Genomic DNA, 16,562 nt, shown 5'->3' with positions numbered 1-16,562 from the left:
TTTTTCACACTCTCGTTTTTTTGAGATTCAGGAAGTGAGGATTAGCGCCACCCGTCGATAATTATTTTCACAATGGTGGTCAATATTGGAACGTTTGCCGGCAAATCGTATTAGCTAGGAAATCAAACTACGATTACCATGGCTAGTGAAAATGCCCATCTAGATTCCACTATAAAATCGCTCGACCAGGGCCTCGAAAAGGCAAAGACCGGCGCGACCCGCAGCATCAATAGCTGGGTGGACACGCTCGGCGACTCCGACGATGACGACCTGATCCAAATTGCCGACGAGCTCGAAGAGCTCGGCGATCTGCTCGGCGACGAAGACACCACGCCCGCCCAACTGAAGAAGGCGCTGACCTCCCTCGGCAAGAAGACCACCGCCGCCGCCAAACAGGCGGAAGGTGCTACCGCCGATAAGATTAAGGCGCTGGGGAAGCAGCTTACCGACGCGGCTAAGTCGCTTTAGGCGATTCGTTCTTATTGAAAAGCAGACCTGGCGTACGCCGGGTCTGCTTTTCTGTTTTGCGCAGTCGGAGACTGCATCGTACTTGCGCGCTTGGAAAGCGCATCGTACAGCGCGGTCGGAGACCGCGTTTTACCCGTTGACGCGTTCGATGTAGCCTTCTACGTCGTATTTGCGGTCCAGTCCGCCGCGGGTCATGGTGCGTAGCTTGCCGAATACGTCCCGCTCGGTCCAGCCGCGGTCGTGGAGGCCGAAGAGCCACAGCACGTTGGTGTAGCTGTTGGGGTCGCGTCCGTCCATGAAGTATTTATTGTTGAGGTAGAGCGTGGTTTCGTAGGCGTACTGGTAGGTATTGGTGTAGGTGATGATCTGCTTCCCCCAGTACATACGCATGTAGTTAGGCAGGAATCCCCGCTCGCGCATTTCTTTCATGGCGGCGTTCCAGGCATCGTCGTCGGTTTCGCCATTTTCCAGTTCTTCGCGGGTGTAATGGTGTGGGCGCTTGTCGCTCTCGTGCTTTTCCATGGTTTCCTGGGCCCAATCAGGAACGGCGTCCAGGCTATCGTAGGTGTCGGGCGCGTACCAGACAAAATTGTGGGCCAGTTCGCGGCGCACGACGAACTCCTCGATGTAGCCTTCCTTGTCGGATTTAGGGGCGCTGGAATCGTTCACCTTGCGGTACAACTCACACGGGCTGATGTGTCCGAAGTGCAGGTACGGGCTAATGTGGCTGGTAGCGTCTTCCGAAGGCTCCAGCCGGCCGTCGGCGTATCCCTCCAGGTCCGCGCGCAGGAAACTGGTGATCCGCTTACGGGCCTCCGTGGTGCCGCCGATGAATTCGTCAACGGGCTTTACCTCGCGGTCAACCTTCAGTTGGTTCAGTACTCCGCTCACGCTATCCAATTCCATATCGCCGCTGAGATGAACCCGTTTGCTGGGATTGTCTGGCTTCGTCTCGGTAGTTTCGGTGCTGAACTTTTCGACCTTCCCCATGATCTTCTTCCTAATCGTGCGCGCGGCATACTCCTGCTTATCACTGGCGGTTTCGACGGGTACCACCACGTTCCCTTCCACCTGCACCAGGGGTATATCCAGCTTCTCGGCCGCATCGGAACGCCATTTTCGCTCGTGGCGGGTATAGGCCCGGTCGGTGACGACGGCACAAACATCATTTTGTTCCACGAAGCCAGCAATCTTCTCCGCCCGGGGGCCGTGAAGCAGAATGAACTTGATCCCCCGCTCGGTGATGCGGTCGGCGGCATCCTTCAGCCCCTCGATCAGAAATTTATAGTGGCGCAGATTCGCCTCCGGAAAGTCATCGATCAACGTGAATACGACCACGCAATACTTGTCCAGGTCATTCGCCCACCGGATCGCGTATTCCAGGGCGGGATTCTCGTACGCACGCATGCTTTCCTGCATCCAGTAGACGACGTACTTCCCGTCTTCCTTCAGATCCTTTTCGTTGAGTTGCTGGAGCCGCTCCGGGGCTACGCTGAAGTTTTTTAGCTCTTCCATACCGGCTTAACGGCGGATTCGAAAGTTGGTTTTTGCGGCGGAGCGCAGTAGAAGGGGGCTACTCGCCAAAACAGGTGTACGGGCGCGACCAGGTATAGTAGCCCTCGGGAATGATGTACTCCGGAGTAAAGACGAAATCGGCCGTACCGTAGGATTTTCGGTTCCCGCGCGGATCGGTCACGATAAACTCCTCGCGTTCGTGCAGGTACGGCGAGATGGCATAGAGATGGTGGTCACGAAGGGGGGACTCGAACAGCAGGCTGCGGTACACGGTGAACCCGGTTCGGGTGGTCACCCGTCTGTTCGCCTGCCGGCCCTCGTACTGGGTGCTGTAGTATTCCAGTTCGATTACCTGGGGGATGTTGCCGCTTGCATCGTAGGTATAGCTCCGCTCCACGACCGGAACGTAACCGGTAAACAGGTGATCATCCACTTCCGCCCAGGTCGACATGCCTGTTCTGCGCCCGGTGTCGTCGTAGAAGAAACTGTCCACCTCGAGCCGAGACTCCCCCCGCCGTGGTGAAGTGTACCAGTTCGGGTACCGCACTTCCCGCAGCAGGCCCTCATCGTCGTAGCTATAGATGCCCACAAATTCCACGGCATACTCGGGAACGGTATAAACGGCCCCGGCTACCCGATCGCCCTCGTAGGAGAAGGTCACCTGTCCCCCCTCGTAGCGGTCCGCGGTAAGTAGTTTGCCGTCGTCCGTGTACACGAACCGCAGCGTGTCGTATTCCGTCAGGACCGTATCCGGCAGATAGATGGAATTACCGTAGGGTATTTCGGTGATCCGGCATACTCGCTGCTCCGATTGGCCGGGAAGATTCTGGGCGGGTTGTATCGTTTCCTTTTCACAAGCCAGCGCCAGCAGCGGCAGGAACAACAAGTAAAGTAGTCTATTCAGTGATGGGTAGCTCACGAATGGTAGGATTAATTGCGGTCCATATATAACCTAATACAGACTTCTGGATTGCCGCCTGGCCGAAGAAGTGACCGCCGAAATAGCGAAATCGGACCGGAGGTCCTGAACTCATAAGCTTCATGAGCCGCTGTGCTAAGAGGGGGTGTCTGGCAGTCCGGGAGAATCCTACCTCCCTCTCCCCCGGCCCCTCTCCAAGGGAGAGGGGTGACCAACCCGCCAGATCGCTGGAGGCATGCTGTGCTTATCGGTTCCGAGAAGATTCACGGCGATCTTCCCAGAGCGAAGAAGAACTAAATAGCAGGACATTCAACCAGGCTGTGTCACCCCTCTCCTCCGGAGAGGGGCCGGGGGAGAGGCCAAAAATTGAGCAGAAGGCACGCAGCGCATTCCATAATCCGCGTAATCCGGAGCTCTGCGGAAAACCACGAACCAGCGGCATAGCCAATCCGTGCAAATCCGCGAACTAGCGCAGCGGTCTGCCTGAATCCGCGGTTAAAAAACAACGAACGGGGGGCTACGCCGGTAGCAGGCATGCAATACGGCTAAAATTTAAACACAGAGACACAGAAGAAGGCGCGCAGCGCCTTCCATAATCCGCGACATCTAAAGTCCGGCAGGACAACCACGAAGCAGCGGCGCAGCCAATCCGCGGGCATCCGTGCCCAAGCGCAGCGATCCGTAAAATCTGTGTTGAACTAAATCCCGAGCCGAAGGCGAGCGAGGCTACGCGCCAAGTACCATGCCCGATCGGACCTGAGGTCCTCAACCCGGAGGATCCACGAGCCGCAGGCGAGCTCCATCATGCGGGAAAAGCGCGCAGCGCCTTCCATAATCCGCGGGCATCCGTGCCCGAGCGAAGCGATCCGCGAAATCTGTGTTGAACTAAATCCCGAGCCGAAGGCGAGCGAGGCTACGCGCCAAGTACCACGTCCGATCGGACCTGAGGTCCTCAACCCGGAGGATCCACGAGCCGCAGGCGAGCTACCAAACGCGGCAGCCCCTTCGTAAATCGTAATTCGTACTTCAAAAATCGTACTTCTACCCGTCTTCCGCCCGCACCAGCCAAAGCTTATCCCCCTTCCCCACCAGGCTCATCTCCAGCCGGTCCGCATTCAGCTTGCCGATGAAGTAACAGCGACCGTCGTCCGGAATAGCGAGATAGCGGCCGTCTCCGGTGGGTTCCACGGCGTCGGATACGTTGGGGCAGGTACGCCCGATGACGAAGTTCTCCTCTGATTCGACGCTTCCCTGCTGGCTGGTGATCATCAGGTTTCCTTCGAAACGTACGGTTTGCAGCACGTTGTCCTCATTCTTCCAGGTTCCCTGTAATTCGCCGACGGTGTTCGTCTTGGAAACCGTTTTGTCTCCCGCTTCCTGCACGGATTCGGATACCTCGCCGCAGGCCACCGCCATGATTAGCGTGAGGGCGGTCAGGATTACTTTGTACATGTTGATCGCTTTGCTGCCATAACGGAAAAGCGGGCCGTTTGTGGAGTAGATTGCTTGCTGGGTAGGCCTGGCGAAGCTAGCGGGTGTACCGCAGCGTATTACCTCGCCCGAGGTAGCTCATCTGCAGGCTACTATCGTTCAGCTCGATGATGTAGTAGCACCGGTTGTCGTCGGGCACGCTGAGGTAGCGGCGCTCATCATTCGTGGAGGCCGTGGCGGGAGCTTCCGGACAGGTCGAACCGATGACGAAGTTTTCCGCCTCGCCGGCTGCTTCTCCAGCGTAGTTCATTGTCATCAGGTTACCCTCGAAGACCAGCGTATGCAAGGAGTCGTCGGCGCTACGCCACTTCCCCTGTAAATCGCCGGTGGTCCCGCTTAGGGTCTCGTTTTCCACGGTGTCGATGGCAGTCTCGTCAGTGGTTGGGATGGTGTCCGGCTGGTTGTTCTCCCCAGATGGATTCTCGCAGGCCAGCAGGGTGATCAGGACGACGATGAGTACACATAATTTATACATGAGTCAAAGATCTATGTAATTAAATCGCCAACCCTTAAAATTTCCACCGAAACAAGCCCACCGGCAAGGCTGACCAATCTTATTTGCGGCGGAGCGCAGGTAAAAACCCATTCGGAAACCGCTAGTCCTCCACTAACGTCAGTCGCATATAGTCGACGAAAGCCCGGTTCACCTCCCCGTCCATATTATGGTTCCATTCCTCGAAGTGAAGTAGAATGGTATTCGCACCCGTTTTCATCGACACCCGGTGGGCATTGCTGTGGCCCCACTTCGACCAGTCGTCCGCGCCCCGCTGGGGAAAGACGACGGCGCCAGCGTACTGCTCGTTGATTGTCAGGCTGCGGATGGCGCATTTGTTATCTGTGTTCACCGGCCCGCTGCCGTTGGCGAAGCGGAAGTCGACCAGGTAGGTCCCCGCCTCTTCGACCTCGATCTCCCATTTCACCTCGCGGTTCTCTTCCCGGGTCAGTTCCACAAAACCCTTTCCGGTGTAGTGTTCGACACTTTCCTCCACCCTGGCCGCCGGGGCGTAGCCTTCCGCCTGGAACACGTGGACGACCGGCGTCACCAGTACCGGCTCGCTGGCGAAGGCCTCCTGCCCCTCGGCATCCATCCCGGCCACCTGGTAGGAGGCGTACGCGTAGGGATCCACCTGGCATTTATTGTCGGACGTTTGGTGGAACAGTTCCTCGTTGCGGTAGACCAGGTAGTGCGTGGCCCCAACTACCCGGCTCCACTGCAGCACCTCCCCTACCCTTCCGGCCCAGAGCGTGGGCAGGGACGATTGATTGTCGACCCGGTTTATCGCGTCGTAGGTAAATTCCTTATCGTCCAGCTCGATCTCCACGGTGTGGTGCCCCGTCGACTTCCCATCCACGAAAGCTACGTCCGCCGGCCTGTCATCGATCCGTACGGCCTTGACGCGTTGTCCGTAACCACTTACGGTAATGTCCAAGGTCGCCTCGCGGTACCGGAAGCCGGTCAGACGACGCGCGCCGGTGTAGCTTTTCGGTACGGAAGGAGCGAAATAGAGGCCGTCGGCCCGGAACTCCATGCCCATATAAACCCGGTAGACCATGGCCAGATTGGCGGCGATGCTCCAGAGCATCCGGTGGGAGTTGATTTCCGTACCCATGACGCCGCCGCTCTCGGCCACCATATTCTCGTAGTTGCTCAGGTACAGCCCGGCCGAGCGGTAGATGGCCGCCAGTCCGTGTTCCAGTGCCGCCCCGTTACCGGCTTTGGCGGCCGCCAGGTTCCAAAAGCCCTGCACGAACGGCCACACCCCATTGTTGTGGTACGGCGGCATATCCGGTATCTGGGGGTAGATACAGGATACCCCGTAGGGAGTCAGGGGCGATCGCTCGACGATCGAGGCGGACTGCTCGGCGTCAGCTACGTCGAAAAGGATGCACAGTGCTTCCCCCAGCGCTTCGAAGCGGGGAGAGACCAGCATATGGTCGCGGCCGTAGAGGTACTGTCCGTAGTACCCCTTATCGAGCAGCCACAGCCGGTCGTTGATGGCCTGCTTGAGCGATTCGGCGGTTTCGCGGTAGGGAGCGGCATCTTTATTCAGGATATCGGCCATTTCCGCCAGGAGGTAGTGCGCCCGGTAGTGGACGGCGTTCGTGCCGAGACAAAGTGACTCGTAAATATCGGTGTTGTCCATCCAACGGGGGTAGGTCTGTTCCCGCCAATCAAGAAAGGAAGATTCGCCGCGATAAAGCCCGGTTTCGGGGTCGGCCAGCGTCTTCCGGTCGTCGTCGAGAGTAGCCTGGATGATGGGAAAGATCTCTTCCAGCCATTCCCGCTCGCCCGTTACCTGGTAAACTTCCCAGGCGGCCAGCACCCAGGTCGTCCGGTCGGAGGAAACCGGCCAGGCGCCCCCCGAGCCGGTGTCCTGTACGATACGCCCCCGCCTTACTTTATCCCGCAGGCTGGTCTTCACCGCCTCTGGATTGTGAATGGCAAAGGCCAGCAAGGCGCTATAGCTGACATCCCGCGTCCATACCCCCGCCCACTTGGCGCCGGTGCGCAGGGTACCATCCGCTTCCACGTTACGGTGGGCTTCCTCCCTGGCCAGATTAAACAAGGCATCGACGAGCGGCTGATCGGAGCTATAGCTTGCCCCCTCGGGAATGTCGCTGGCCATTTCCCATTCGGTGCGGGGATCCCGGTCGTCGTGGATGGTGTCTCCGTAATTACTGCGCAATCGGGTAGAAGAAAGGCATTCGGCCCGCATCTTGCCCTGCTCTACGCCATCCGGGTACAGCGTGAATTCGGGGCAGGTGTAGAGGGGGTTGGGCATACTGGGGTGGTTATTGATGGGCTACCTCTGTAGTGAAGAGGGCACTACTTTGTTCGGCAGACCTCTCGCTTCGGCAGACGAGCTACGCTCGGCGGACGAAGCGAGAGAGCAATCCAGGCCGGCCAGTCAGTTGTACTCCGGCAGTTCACTTCGCCGCTCCAGCAGTACGTTATCCTTCCATACCCCATCGCGTCGGGCCACTTTCTTCCTGACCCCAATCCGTCGAAAACCGAAGTGCATTAGCAGCTCGATACTGGCGGCGTTCTCCGGGAACACGGACGCCTGTACGGAATAGATTCCCGCTTCCTCTCCTTCCACTACGGCCCGCCGAATGAGTTCCGCGGCAATCCCGCGGCGCCGGTGATCGGGGTGGACGTAAATGCTTCCCTCCGCTACGCCCCGGTAAGCGGCTCGCTTCGAGATCGGCTTCAGGGCCAACCATCCGACTACCCTTCCCTCCCATACGGCCACGATCCGGCAAAAAGGATGATGGTCGGCGTTCCACGCTTCCCACTCCGGCACCCCGGTTTCGAAGGTGACCGTGCCCGACGCCATCCCTAGGAGGTAAATTTCTTTCACCTGCGGCCAGTCAGCGGGTTGCATAGCTCTGATTGCGGTTTTCATGAGGGTTAGCTGCGGGTTACTGCACGATGAAAATAGCTATTTCCTTTCCTGCATGCCTGGGGAGTCGGCGTGGCCCGGGTCCCGACCTGTAGTCCGGTCACAGCGGGTGGGGAAATTTATAACTCGGGTTAAACGAACCGGCAGATCAGTCCCCCGGAGCTGGAGCTCCGGGACCCGGAATGATCCCGGTCAATTTTTCCGGGCCTCGTACTCCTCGAAGCGGTTGCGGTATACGGCGCGCTCCTCGTCGGTGTATTCGCGCTCGAAGCGAGGGGGCAGGGCCAGTCGCTCGGGAACATCCGCCGGGGCCTGATCGATGAAGACGTTGGGCTGGCCGGCCCCCTGCTTGCGGAGCTCGAAGGCATCGTATTTCTGGCCGGTGACGGTGTAAGCGGTGAAGTGCAGGACGTCGCCGTCGATCTCGATCAACTGGTAGAGTTGGGTATTGGATGCGCCGCGTTGCATCCAGGGCTCCAGGCTGAGATCGTACATCTTCGGGCCGCTGACGCTCACCACGTAGATCGGTCCGTCGATGGTCGGTTGCTTGCCGGAGCCGATGGGCAGGTTGGTACCGCGACCATAGGTGTGATCGTGGCCCTGCAGGACCAGGTCGACCCCGAATTCCTCGAAAATGGGTTGCAGCCCTTCCCGCAGTTCGAGATTGTCGCGACCCAGCCGGCTGGAGTACACCGGATGGTGCATCGTCACGATCGTCCACGTATTCGGGTTATCGGCCAGTAGGCCCCGCAACCAATCCATCTGCACGTTCGCCTCGCTGGAGTCCCGTAGAAAGGCCGGCGAATCGAGGGAGATGACCCGGGTGCCCTGGTAGTCGACGTAGTAGACCGTTTCGGGATAATCGGCCGGACCGTTCTCCGGCAGGTGGAAGGTCGGTCGCCAGTGGGGAGACAGTTCCCGATCGCCCAGGATCGTGCGGCCGTATTCGTGGTTGCCGGGGGTGGCGATGCTCGGCATCATGCCGTAGATCCAGCCGCCGGCGTAGAACCACTCCCCCCACTCGTGGTCGCGGTCGGAGCGATTGATCAAATCTCCGGCGTGAAGCATGAAGTCCGCTTCGGGCATTTTGGCGTAGGCACCGCGGATGGCCCGTGACCACAGGCTCTTAATGTCGTTCTGCGCATCACCGAAGTAGAGGAAAGACAGCGGCGCTTCCCCCGCCTCAGCGGTCGTAAAGTGATTCCATTCGCTCCAGTGCAGGCTGTCGCCGACGCGGTAGGCGTACTGCGTCCCGGGGCGCAGGTCATCCAGGGTAGCCGAATGGAAGCGGGCCCCGTTCAGATCCGTCATGAAGCTTTCGCTGGTGCCGGCGATCACCCGGGCGGAGCCTTCCAGGTCGGGACCGGGATCGGCCTCGGTGATTTGTACGTAGCTCTTCGCGACCGGAAGCGACGTCCGCCAGTTCACGGCGGTACTGGTCGAAGGGGTGTCCGTCAGGTTGAGCATGATGCGATCAGGAACCGGCGTTGGGGGGTAGTAGTCATTCGTTCCCACCTGCCCGCACAGCCGGAAGGAAGCGAGGTAGACGAAAAGCATGGTGCGGAAGTACATAAGTGAAGGTTTGCAGGATCCTAAAGAAGTCCCCTATGCCTACGTCCGGGCCGAAAGAGATGGACCGGACGGATCGTTGGCCGAATGCGCAAAGGTGGCAAAGGCATATTAACTGGGTATTACCTCTTGAAATCAGGTAAGCAGCAGCACCGCTTCGGAGACCGGCTCTTAACCAGGCCGCAACCTTCAATCCCGCGATTCAAGCCGCAGCAACAGGGACTGAATATAAGCCGCCCGCAGCCGTATGTCCCCAACCCGGCCGGCAAACGTGTGTACCCGATGCAGGTTCGGCCATTCCCAGCGCCCCTTCACCAACCGCATGGCCACCGCCAAATTGAAGTAGTTGAACAGTAAGATCAGGTACTGCAGGCTGTCCGTCGGTGTCTTCGTAAGTCCTACCCGGCTAGCCGTGCGCTCACCGACGATGTAGCTCGTGCCCCGGACCGTGAGTTCGTCGTCGTGCGCTTCGGTTAGCGCGAGTAATCCCCGCAAATACTCCACTAAAACCTGCCGGGTCCGGACAGTGCCGGGATCGGACCGATCCAGCGTAAAGTAGTAGTCGAACAGCGTGCCCCCGTGCACGGTCATGCGCCCGTTTTTAGGTTCTTCCCCCAGTAGAAAGGGTGAATAATAGGTCAATTTACCCCGCTCGACGAGGCTTGGGACATCGAAGAAAGAAGCAACCACCGTAAGCGTGATGGCAAACGAAAAGACGGAAATCACCAGTAGGCCCGGAGAAAGGAGGTACAGTCCACCGGCAAGGAACAGATTGGGTACGCAGGCCCAAAGGGCGAGCTTCACCTGAAATCGACTCCGTGCCGCAGGAGACCAATGATAGTATGAATTGGTTAGGCTCAAAATCCCGCCGTTCGTTTTGCTGAATGTACACTCGCGAGTGCCCACGTCCAAACCGACATCGTGCCGGATGGTGACAAGCGGGGAATCGTCGCAATGATTACCGTCCCGCGACTTGGCGGCCAGGAAGACGCTAATCCAGCCCGTAGCAATGTACCTTAACGGGTCCTATGTTTCTCGTCCGTATAGTAGGTCTGGTCCTGTTGTCAGCATTCTACCTGCGCACCGCCGCCCAGGAACTCCCCCCCGTGAATCGGTTTGATCCGGCCACTTACGGGGCGGGCAGCCAGAACTGGATGATCGGGCAGGACGAAAACCGCTTCCTGTACGTTGCGAACAACGAAGGGCTGTTAGAGTACAACGGCGCGCAGTGGACCCGTTACCCCTCCCGCAATGAATCGGTTATTCGCTCGGTCCACGCCACGAATGACCGCGTCTATACCGGCAGCTATATGGACTTCGGCTACTGGGTACGCCAGCCCGAGGGGCACCTAAGCTACCGTAACCTGACCGACGGGGTGAGCGATCGCCTCCTGCCCGACGAGCAATTTTGGAATATCCTGAGCTATGAGGACGCGATCATTTTTCAATCCCTGCAGCAACTGTTTTTCTACCGCCCCGAATCAGGGAAAATTGACGTGCTACGGCCGGAAAACGGGGTTACCAAGACCTTCCAACTACTCAGCGGTCTGTACTTCACGGATGCGGGCGGCGGTCTGTACCTGATCGGGAGCGGCCGCATTCGTACCCTGCTGCCCCCGGGCGCCCTCGCCTCCGCTATCATACACCTCTGGCAGGAAGACGGCCGACTGCTGTTTCAGACGGAATCCGATGGCACTTTTCTTCTGGACCGGGGAAGGGCGGAAGCGCTTAATGACTTCGCCTTTCTCGCCGGCAAGCGGGTGTACAGTGCCATCGATTTGCAGCGGGGAGGCCACGCCTTCGGAACCATCTCCAGCGGGCTGTACGTGACGGATGCGGCGGGGCAACTTCAGTACCACATCGACCAGGTGAAAGGCCTGACTAATAATACGGTTCTCTCCCTCTACCAGGATGCTCAGAGCAATGTGTGGGCGGGCTCGGACAACGGCCTGAACTGCATCAATTTGGCCTCCCCGATCCGCAAGTTCACCGACCGCAGCGGACAGGTCGGCACGGTGTACGCCGCCGCCCGCCATGCGGGAAGGCTGTACCTCGGTAGCAATCAGGGACTTTTCGTCCGGGACGACGTCGGCGGATTCGACCTCGTACCGGGCACCCGCGGACAGGTCTGGTCGCTGTACGAGCACGCCGGGCAACTTTTTGCCGGCCACGATTCGGGCACCTTCGCGGTGGACGGCGAAACCGCGCGCCTCATAGCCGACGTGCGCGGTACGTGGATCTTTCAGGCAATCCCCGGGCACCCGGACTGGCTGTTACAGGGAAATTATCAGGGCCTGTCGGTGCTGGAGCGCGACGAGGGAAACTGGCAGCTGCGGAACCGCATCGACGGTTTCGATCTATCGGCCCGCTACCTCACCCTTCAACCCGACCGGCACGCCTACGTAAGTCACGAGTACCGCGGTGTCTACGGCCTACGGCTCGACGCGAACTACCGACGGGTGACGGAAAGCCAGCAGTACACGACCCCGGAAAAGGGTAAGAATGCGGGCCTGACCGCGTTCCAGGACAGCGTATACTATTACTCCCGGGAGGGCATTTTTGTACTGGAAAATTACGAAAAGGGCTTCCACCGGTCCCCGGGTCTGAGCGCGGAAGTACCCGCGGAAGGCTACGTCAGCGGCCGGCTCAGCGCGACCGATAGCCGACTTTGGTTGGTACACGCCGACGGCCTGGGGTACCTGCAGCGTGGTGCCTTGCGGGAATCCCTCGGACGAGCCGACATTGCCCTTGCTACTGAGCTGATCGATGCCCCGGTCGGGTACGAGAACATAACCCCGATCGGACGGGACACCCTACTCATCGGTACGGCGGATGGCTACCTGATCCTGGCTCGCGCTGCCGTTCCCCTGCAACGGCACGAACTGCACTTAACGGCGGTCACGAGTCAGTCAGGACAGGAAGGTCCGCGGGCGCTTCCGCTGCGCGATGCCCAAACCATACCGTATACCTCACGCACCCTTTCGTTTTCCTACGCGGTACCGGATTACAGTCAGTACTTCCACCCGCGCTATCAGTATCGCCTGCGGGGACTGACCGACGAGTGGAGTGAATGGACCGAGGCAACGACCGTGCGGTTTCCGGCCTTGGGCTACGGAAGCTACACCCTCGAGGTCCGATCCCTGCTGGGGCGCAGAATGTCGGAAAATACGATCAGCTACCCCTTTACGATCGCCCGGCCGTGGTACGCTTCCTATCTGGCGATACTGCTTTACCTACTGGGTGCGGTGGGACTCGTGTTCCTGTTACACCGCTCGTATACCGGCTACTACCGCCGCAAGCAGCGTCTCTGGCGGGTGGAAAAGGAGCGTGCCATGGCCGCCCGGCAGCGACAAACGGAACTCGAACTCGCCCGCCTCAACAACCAGCGCCTGCGGGAGGATATCGAGGCCAAGAACCGCGAGGCGGCCCTGTCCACCATGAACCTGGTCAAGAAGAACGAGCTCTTGCAGCAGATCAAGTCCGACCTGCTGGCGGCCCGCGATCCGGAGAAGAATATTCGGGCCGTCGTCAAGACCATCGATCACAACATCGACGAAGCGGAGACCTGGGCCCTCTTCCGTGATGCCTTTGAAAATGCCGACCGGGAGTTCTTCAAAAAGATCAAGGAGCGCCACCCCGAACTCACGCCGAATGACCTCAAACTGTGCGCTTACCTTCGGCTTAACCTGACCTCCAAGGAGATCGCGCCCATGCTCAATATTTCTCCCCGCAGCGTGGAGGTAAAGCGCTATCGATTGCGCAAAAAGATGGGGCTGGAGCGGGAAACGGGGCTGACGGAATACATCCTGGAGATCTGATATTCCATCGTTGACGAAATTTCTTGCGGCGGGGCGCAGGTAGAAAGAAAATTGCCCATCGATCACCCCAACACCACCCATACATTACCACAACACGCGCCCGTCTTCCGTGTCGGCCGGTGTACGAATACGGTAATGAAAACGAGCATCTACGGGCATTTCAGCAACCAGGGAGTTTTTGTAGGGGTCGATCATTGCCATTCGCGACCACAACACTACTAGCTTTGCAGTACACTCTACCGAAGCCCGGTGACGGCACGATTATGGTGTAGGGAGTGCTGCTAAACTTCAAGTCGCATGTATAAAATTTTATGTCTGCTCGTACTCCTGGGTACGGGTTTTAGTCTGACCGCGCAAAGCTTTGACGTAACCGGTATTATAACCGACGCGGAAAGCGGTGACCCCTTGATCGGGGCGAGCGTGATTGTCGCCTCCGGCCCCGGTGATGGAAACGTCAGGGGCACGGTAACCGATCTGGATGGATCCTTCACCATAACCGACCTAACCGCCGGTGCGGAATTACGCATTTCCTATACGGGCTACGCACCAACGACCGTGACGGTGGAAAACAGCGATCCGCTGACCATCGAGCTCGGATCGGACGTACAGGCCCTGGACGAGGTGGTCGTGATCGGCTACGGTACGCAGACCAAGCGAAACGTCACCGGGGCGGTTTCCACCGTCGATTCGGAGACCATCACCGACCTGAAGCCGCAGAAGATCGAGCAGGCGTTGCAGGGTACGGTCGCCGGGGTCAACGTAACGACCCAATCCGGTGCGCCGGGTGCCGGACTGAATATCCGCATCCGCGGTGTTTCCACCAACGGGCAAAACGCCCCGCTCGTCATCATCGACGGATACCAGGGTGACCTGAGCACGGTGAACCCCGCCGACATCGAAACCATCACGGTGCTAAAGGACGCCCAGGCGGCGGTCTACGGTACGGTGGGTGCCAACGGCGTTATCCTCATCACGACGAAGACGGGAGAAAAGAACCAGCCTACCCGCATCAGCTACAACGCTTACGTTGGCACGCAGGAAAGCTCCCGCTCCTTAGACCTGCTGAATGCCACGGAGTACGCGCTCCTCCTAAACGAATCTTACGCCGCGGGCGGTCAGGCCCTCCCCTACCCCAATGCTACCAACCTGGGGGCCGGCACGGATTACCAGGACCAGGTCTTCGGCAATGCCCCCATCATGAGTCACGACCTCACGGCTTCCGGGGGCAGCGACCGGATCACTTACTCCATCGGGGGTTCCTACCTCGACCAGGAGGGCATCATCGGGGGGGACAAGTCCGCCTTCACCCGGGCAACCGGACGCGTCAGCCTCGGCGTCGACCTGGCCAGCCGGCTGAAACTTAGCACGAACCTGATCTATACCTACCTGGAGCGCAATTCGCTGAGCGAAAACGGTCTCGGTTCGGTGCTTTTCAATGCCCTCAATACGCCTCCCACCCTTCCGGTAACGGATGAGAACGGTGATTTTACCCTGGTGCCCAATACGCCGGGACTCGGCATCGAGGTCATCAACCCCGCCGCCCAGATCGCGAATACCTACAACGACTACAACCTGAATAAGCTGAACGGCCAGGCTACGCTGGACTGGAACCTGATCGACGACCTGACCCTGACCGGTCGCGTCGGCTTCAACACCTCCAACAGCGAGAGCCGGGTATTCAACCCGCTGATCAGCTACGGCGGCAAGGTCTTCGACGTGACCCGCAGCAGCGTCAACCAGAACGGCATCAACGACAATAACTACTCCATCGACCTCTTCGGTACCTACGACCGGCAGTTCGGGGAGGCCCACCAGGTGACCGCTACCGTGGGTACGACCATCTTCCGGGAACTGGGCAACGGCCTATTCGCCACCGGCTACGACGTACCGAACAACAACGTGGAGTTTGCCGACATCAGCCTGGCCACCGGCACCAGCCCCGAAGGGGCCCGGGACGTCAGTTCCTACAGCTACGACGAGCGCCGCCTGAGCTACTTCGGCCGCGTACAGTACAACTACAACGAACGCTACTTCGCCTCGGCTATGCTGCGGCGGGATGCGTCCACCAAGTTCGGCCCGCAGAACCGCTCGGCCCTGTTCCCCTCCTTCACGGCCGGGGTGATCGTGCTGGACGAGAATACGCTGGCGGACAACAGCGCCATCGACCTGCTTAAGCTGCGCGTGAGCTACGGTATCCTCGGTAACGACCAGATCCTTAACAACGGCTACATCGGTACCCTGAGCGGGGAGGCCACCTACGTTTTCGACGGCGTGCTGGTCAACGGTACGGCGATCGGCGCGCTGCCCAACCCCGCCCTGCAGTGGGAGGAGGCCAAGAAATTTAACGCCGGTTTCGACCTGAACCTACTGGACTATAAACTCAGCGTGGTAGCCGACTACTTCATCAACACCCGCGACAACCTGCTGATCAGCAACATTCCGGTGTCGGGTATCGTCGGCACGGCGGCTCCCGGTAGCGCGGCACCTACGGTCAACGCCGGCGCGGTCCGCAACCGCGGACTGGAACTGGCCCTCAACTACCGCGAGCGGCTAAACAGCGACTGGCGCATCAACCTGAACTACAACTTCACCACCCTCGACAACGAGGTACTGGAGGTGAATAACGGCACCGGCTTTATCGAGGGTGGCGGCTTCGGCGTCGGCCAACTTGCTCCTTCCCGGATGGAAGTCGGCCTGCCCATCGGCTACTTCTACGGCTATAAGACCGACGGCATCTTCCAAACGGCGGACGATGTCGAAGGGGCGCCGTCCCAGATCGCGCTCGGCGCCGAGGCCCAACCGGGTGACCTGCGCTACGTCGACACCAACGGCGACGGCGTCATCGACCCCGACGACCGGACCTACCTCGGGGACCCCATCTCCGATATGACGATGGGCTTCAACGCCCAGGTCAGTTTCCGCCGGTTTGACTTTACGGCCTACGCTTTCGCAAGCCTGGGGGGCGAGATCGTCCGCAACTACGAGCGGGCACTGAGCGACGTCAATCGCCTGGACTACTACCTCCAGCGCTGGACGGGCCCGGGAAGCACCAACGAGGTACCCCGCGTGACCAACGCCGCTACCGCTAACCGCGTCTTCTCCGACTTCTACGTGGAGGACGGTTCCTTTCTGCGCCTGCAGACGGTGACCCTCGGCTACACCCTGCCCCTGACCATCGGCAGTCGGGATAACTCCAGCCTTCGCCTCTACTTCAGCGGCAACAACCTGCTCACCCTTTCCGACTACCTGGGCTACGACCCCGCTGCCTCCAGCGGTGCCCCCATCGGCAGCGGCATCGACTTCGGCTTCTACCCCATCGCCCGCTCTTTCCTCGTCGGCGCTAACCTCAGCCTGTAATTACCAAAGATTATGCACAAA

General features: G+C 59.4%; 11 protein-coding genes. 3 read left to right on the top strand and 8 right to left on the bottom strand.

Features of this window, described 5'->3' with window-relative positions:
- Positions 1–138 precede the first annotated feature (138 nt).
- The gene (locus DRW39_RS15490) at positions 139–468 is read left to right on the top strand and encodes a hypothetical protein (RefSeq protein ID WP_116107974.1); all 330 of its coding nucleotides are present in this window, start codon (positions 139–141) and stop codon (positions 466–468) included.
- A gap of 129 nt (positions 469–597) precedes the next feature.
- Here the strand turns inward: DRW39_RS15490 and DRW39_RS15485 are convergent, their stop codons facing one another.
- The 8 genes from DRW39_RS15485 to DRW39_RS15445 all read right to left on the bottom strand — a co-directional run bounded on the left by DRW39_RS15485 (position 598) and on the right by DRW39_RS15445 (position 10,170).
- Positions 598–1,983, bottom strand: coding sequence for a deoxyribodipyrimidine photo-lyase (locus DRW39_RS15485; protein WP_116107973.1), 1,386 nt, complete (start codon positions 1,981–1,983; stop codon positions 598–600).
- A 58-nt stretch (positions 1,984–2,041) separates the two neighbouring features.
- Positions 2,042–2,902, bottom strand: coding sequence for a hypothetical protein (locus tag DRW39_RS15480; protein WP_157976153.1), 861 nt, complete (start codon positions 2,900–2,902; stop codon positions 2,042–2,044).
- 1,041 nt (positions 2,903–3,943) lie between these two features.
- Positions 3,944–4,354 (bottom strand): hypothetical protein, encoded by a 411-nt coding sequence (locus tag DRW39_RS15470; protein ID WP_116107970.1) that lies wholly within the window; start codon positions 4,352–4,354, stop codon positions 3,944–3,946.
- 76 nt (positions 4,355–4,430) lie between these two features.
- Positions 4,431–4,868 (bottom strand): hypothetical protein, encoded by a 438-nt coding sequence (locus tag DRW39_RS15465; RefSeq protein WP_116107969.1) that lies wholly within the window; start codon positions 4,866–4,868, stop codon positions 4,431–4,433.
- 121 nt (positions 4,869–4,989) lie between these two features.
- Positions 4,990–7,176 carry an MGH1-like glycoside hydrolase domain-containing protein gene (locus DRW39_RS15460; protein WP_116107968.1) on the bottom strand — a complete coding sequence of 729 codons (2,187 nt, stop codon included), beginning with the start codon at positions 7,174–7,176 and terminating at the stop codon, positions 4,990–4,992.
- A gap of 126 nt (positions 7,177–7,302) precedes the next feature.
- Entirely contained in the window at positions 7,303–7,800 is a 498-nt protein-coding gene (locus DRW39_RS15455) for a GNAT family N-acetyltransferase (RefSeq protein ID WP_116107967.1), read from the bottom strand.
- Positions 7,801–7,989: 189 nt separating this feature from the next.
- A complete protein-coding gene (locus tag DRW39_RS15450; RefSeq protein WP_198664910.1) occupies positions 7,990–9,369 on the bottom strand; it encodes a purple acid phosphatase family protein in 1,380 nt (459 codons plus the stop codon).
- A 186-nt stretch (positions 9,370–9,555) separates the two neighbouring features.
- Positions 9,556–10,170: a hypothetical protein gene (locus tag DRW39_RS15445; RefSeq protein ID WP_116107966.1), complete on the bottom strand. Its 615-nt coding sequence runs from the start codon at positions 10,168–10,170 to the stop codon at positions 9,556–9,558.
- A gap of 224 nt (positions 10,171–10,394) precedes the next feature.
- Here DRW39_RS15445 and DRW39_RS15440 point away from each other — a divergent pair, with 224 nt between their 5' ends.
- A complete protein-coding gene (locus tag DRW39_RS15440) occupies positions 10,395–13,184 on the top strand; it encodes a LuxR C-terminal-related transcriptional regulator (RefSeq protein ID WP_116107965.1) in 2,790 nt (929 codons plus the stop codon).
- A gap of 297 nt (positions 13,185–13,481) precedes the next feature.
- Positions 13,482–16,541, top strand: a complete 3,060-nt coding sequence (locus tag DRW39_RS15435; RefSeq protein ID WP_116107964.1) for a SusC/RagA family TonB-linked outer membrane protein — start codon at positions 13,482–13,484, stop codon at positions 16,539–16,541.
- Positions 16,542–16,562: the final 21 nt, after the last annotated feature.

The organism is Lewinella sp. IMCC34191, assembly GCF_003390935.1.
GTDB lineage: Bacteria > Bacteroidota > Bacteroidia > Chitinophagales > Saprospiraceae > Neolewinella.
Note: the sequence above shows the minus strand (reverse complement) of the source record. Positions and strands in the feature narration are given on the sequence as shown.

Bases quoted from the DNA above. Each gene is read 5' to 3' on its own strand.
- DRW39_RS15470 (WP_116107970.1), bottom strand. From the start codon at position 4,354: ATGTACAAAGTAATCCTGACCGCCCTCACGCTAATCATGGCGGTGGCC.
- DRW39_RS15465 (WP_116107969.1), bottom strand. From the start codon at position 4,868: ATGTATAAATTATGTGTACTCATCGTCGTCCTGATCACCCTGCTGGCC.
- DRW39_RS15440 (WP_116107965.1), top strand. From the start codon at position 10,395: ATGTTTCTCGTCCGTATAGTAGGTCTGGTCCTGTTGTCAGCATTCTAC.
- DRW39_RS15455 (WP_116107967.1), bottom strand. From the start codon at position 7,800: ATGAAAACCGCAATCAGAGCTATGCAACCCGCTGACTGGCCGCAGGTG.
- DRW39_RS15485 (WP_116107973.1), bottom strand. From the start codon at position 1,983: ATGGAAGAGCTAAAAAACTTCAGCGTAGCCCCGGAGCGGCTCCAGCAA.
- DRW39_RS15490 (WP_116107974.1), top strand. From the start codon at position 139: ATGGCTAGTGAAAATGCCCATCTAGATTCCACTATAAAATCGCTCGAC.
- DRW39_RS15435 (WP_116107964.1), top strand. From the start codon at position 13,482: ATGTATAAAATTTTATGTCTGCTCGTACTCCTGGGTACGGGTTTTAGT.
- DRW39_RS15450 (WP_198664910.1), bottom strand. From the start codon at position 9,369: ATGTACTTCCGCACCATGCTTTTCGTCTACCTCGCTTCCTTCCGGCTG.
- DRW39_RS15460 (WP_116107968.1), bottom strand. From the start codon at position 7,176: ATGCCCAACCCCCTCTACACCTGCCCCGAATTCACGCTGTACCCGGAT.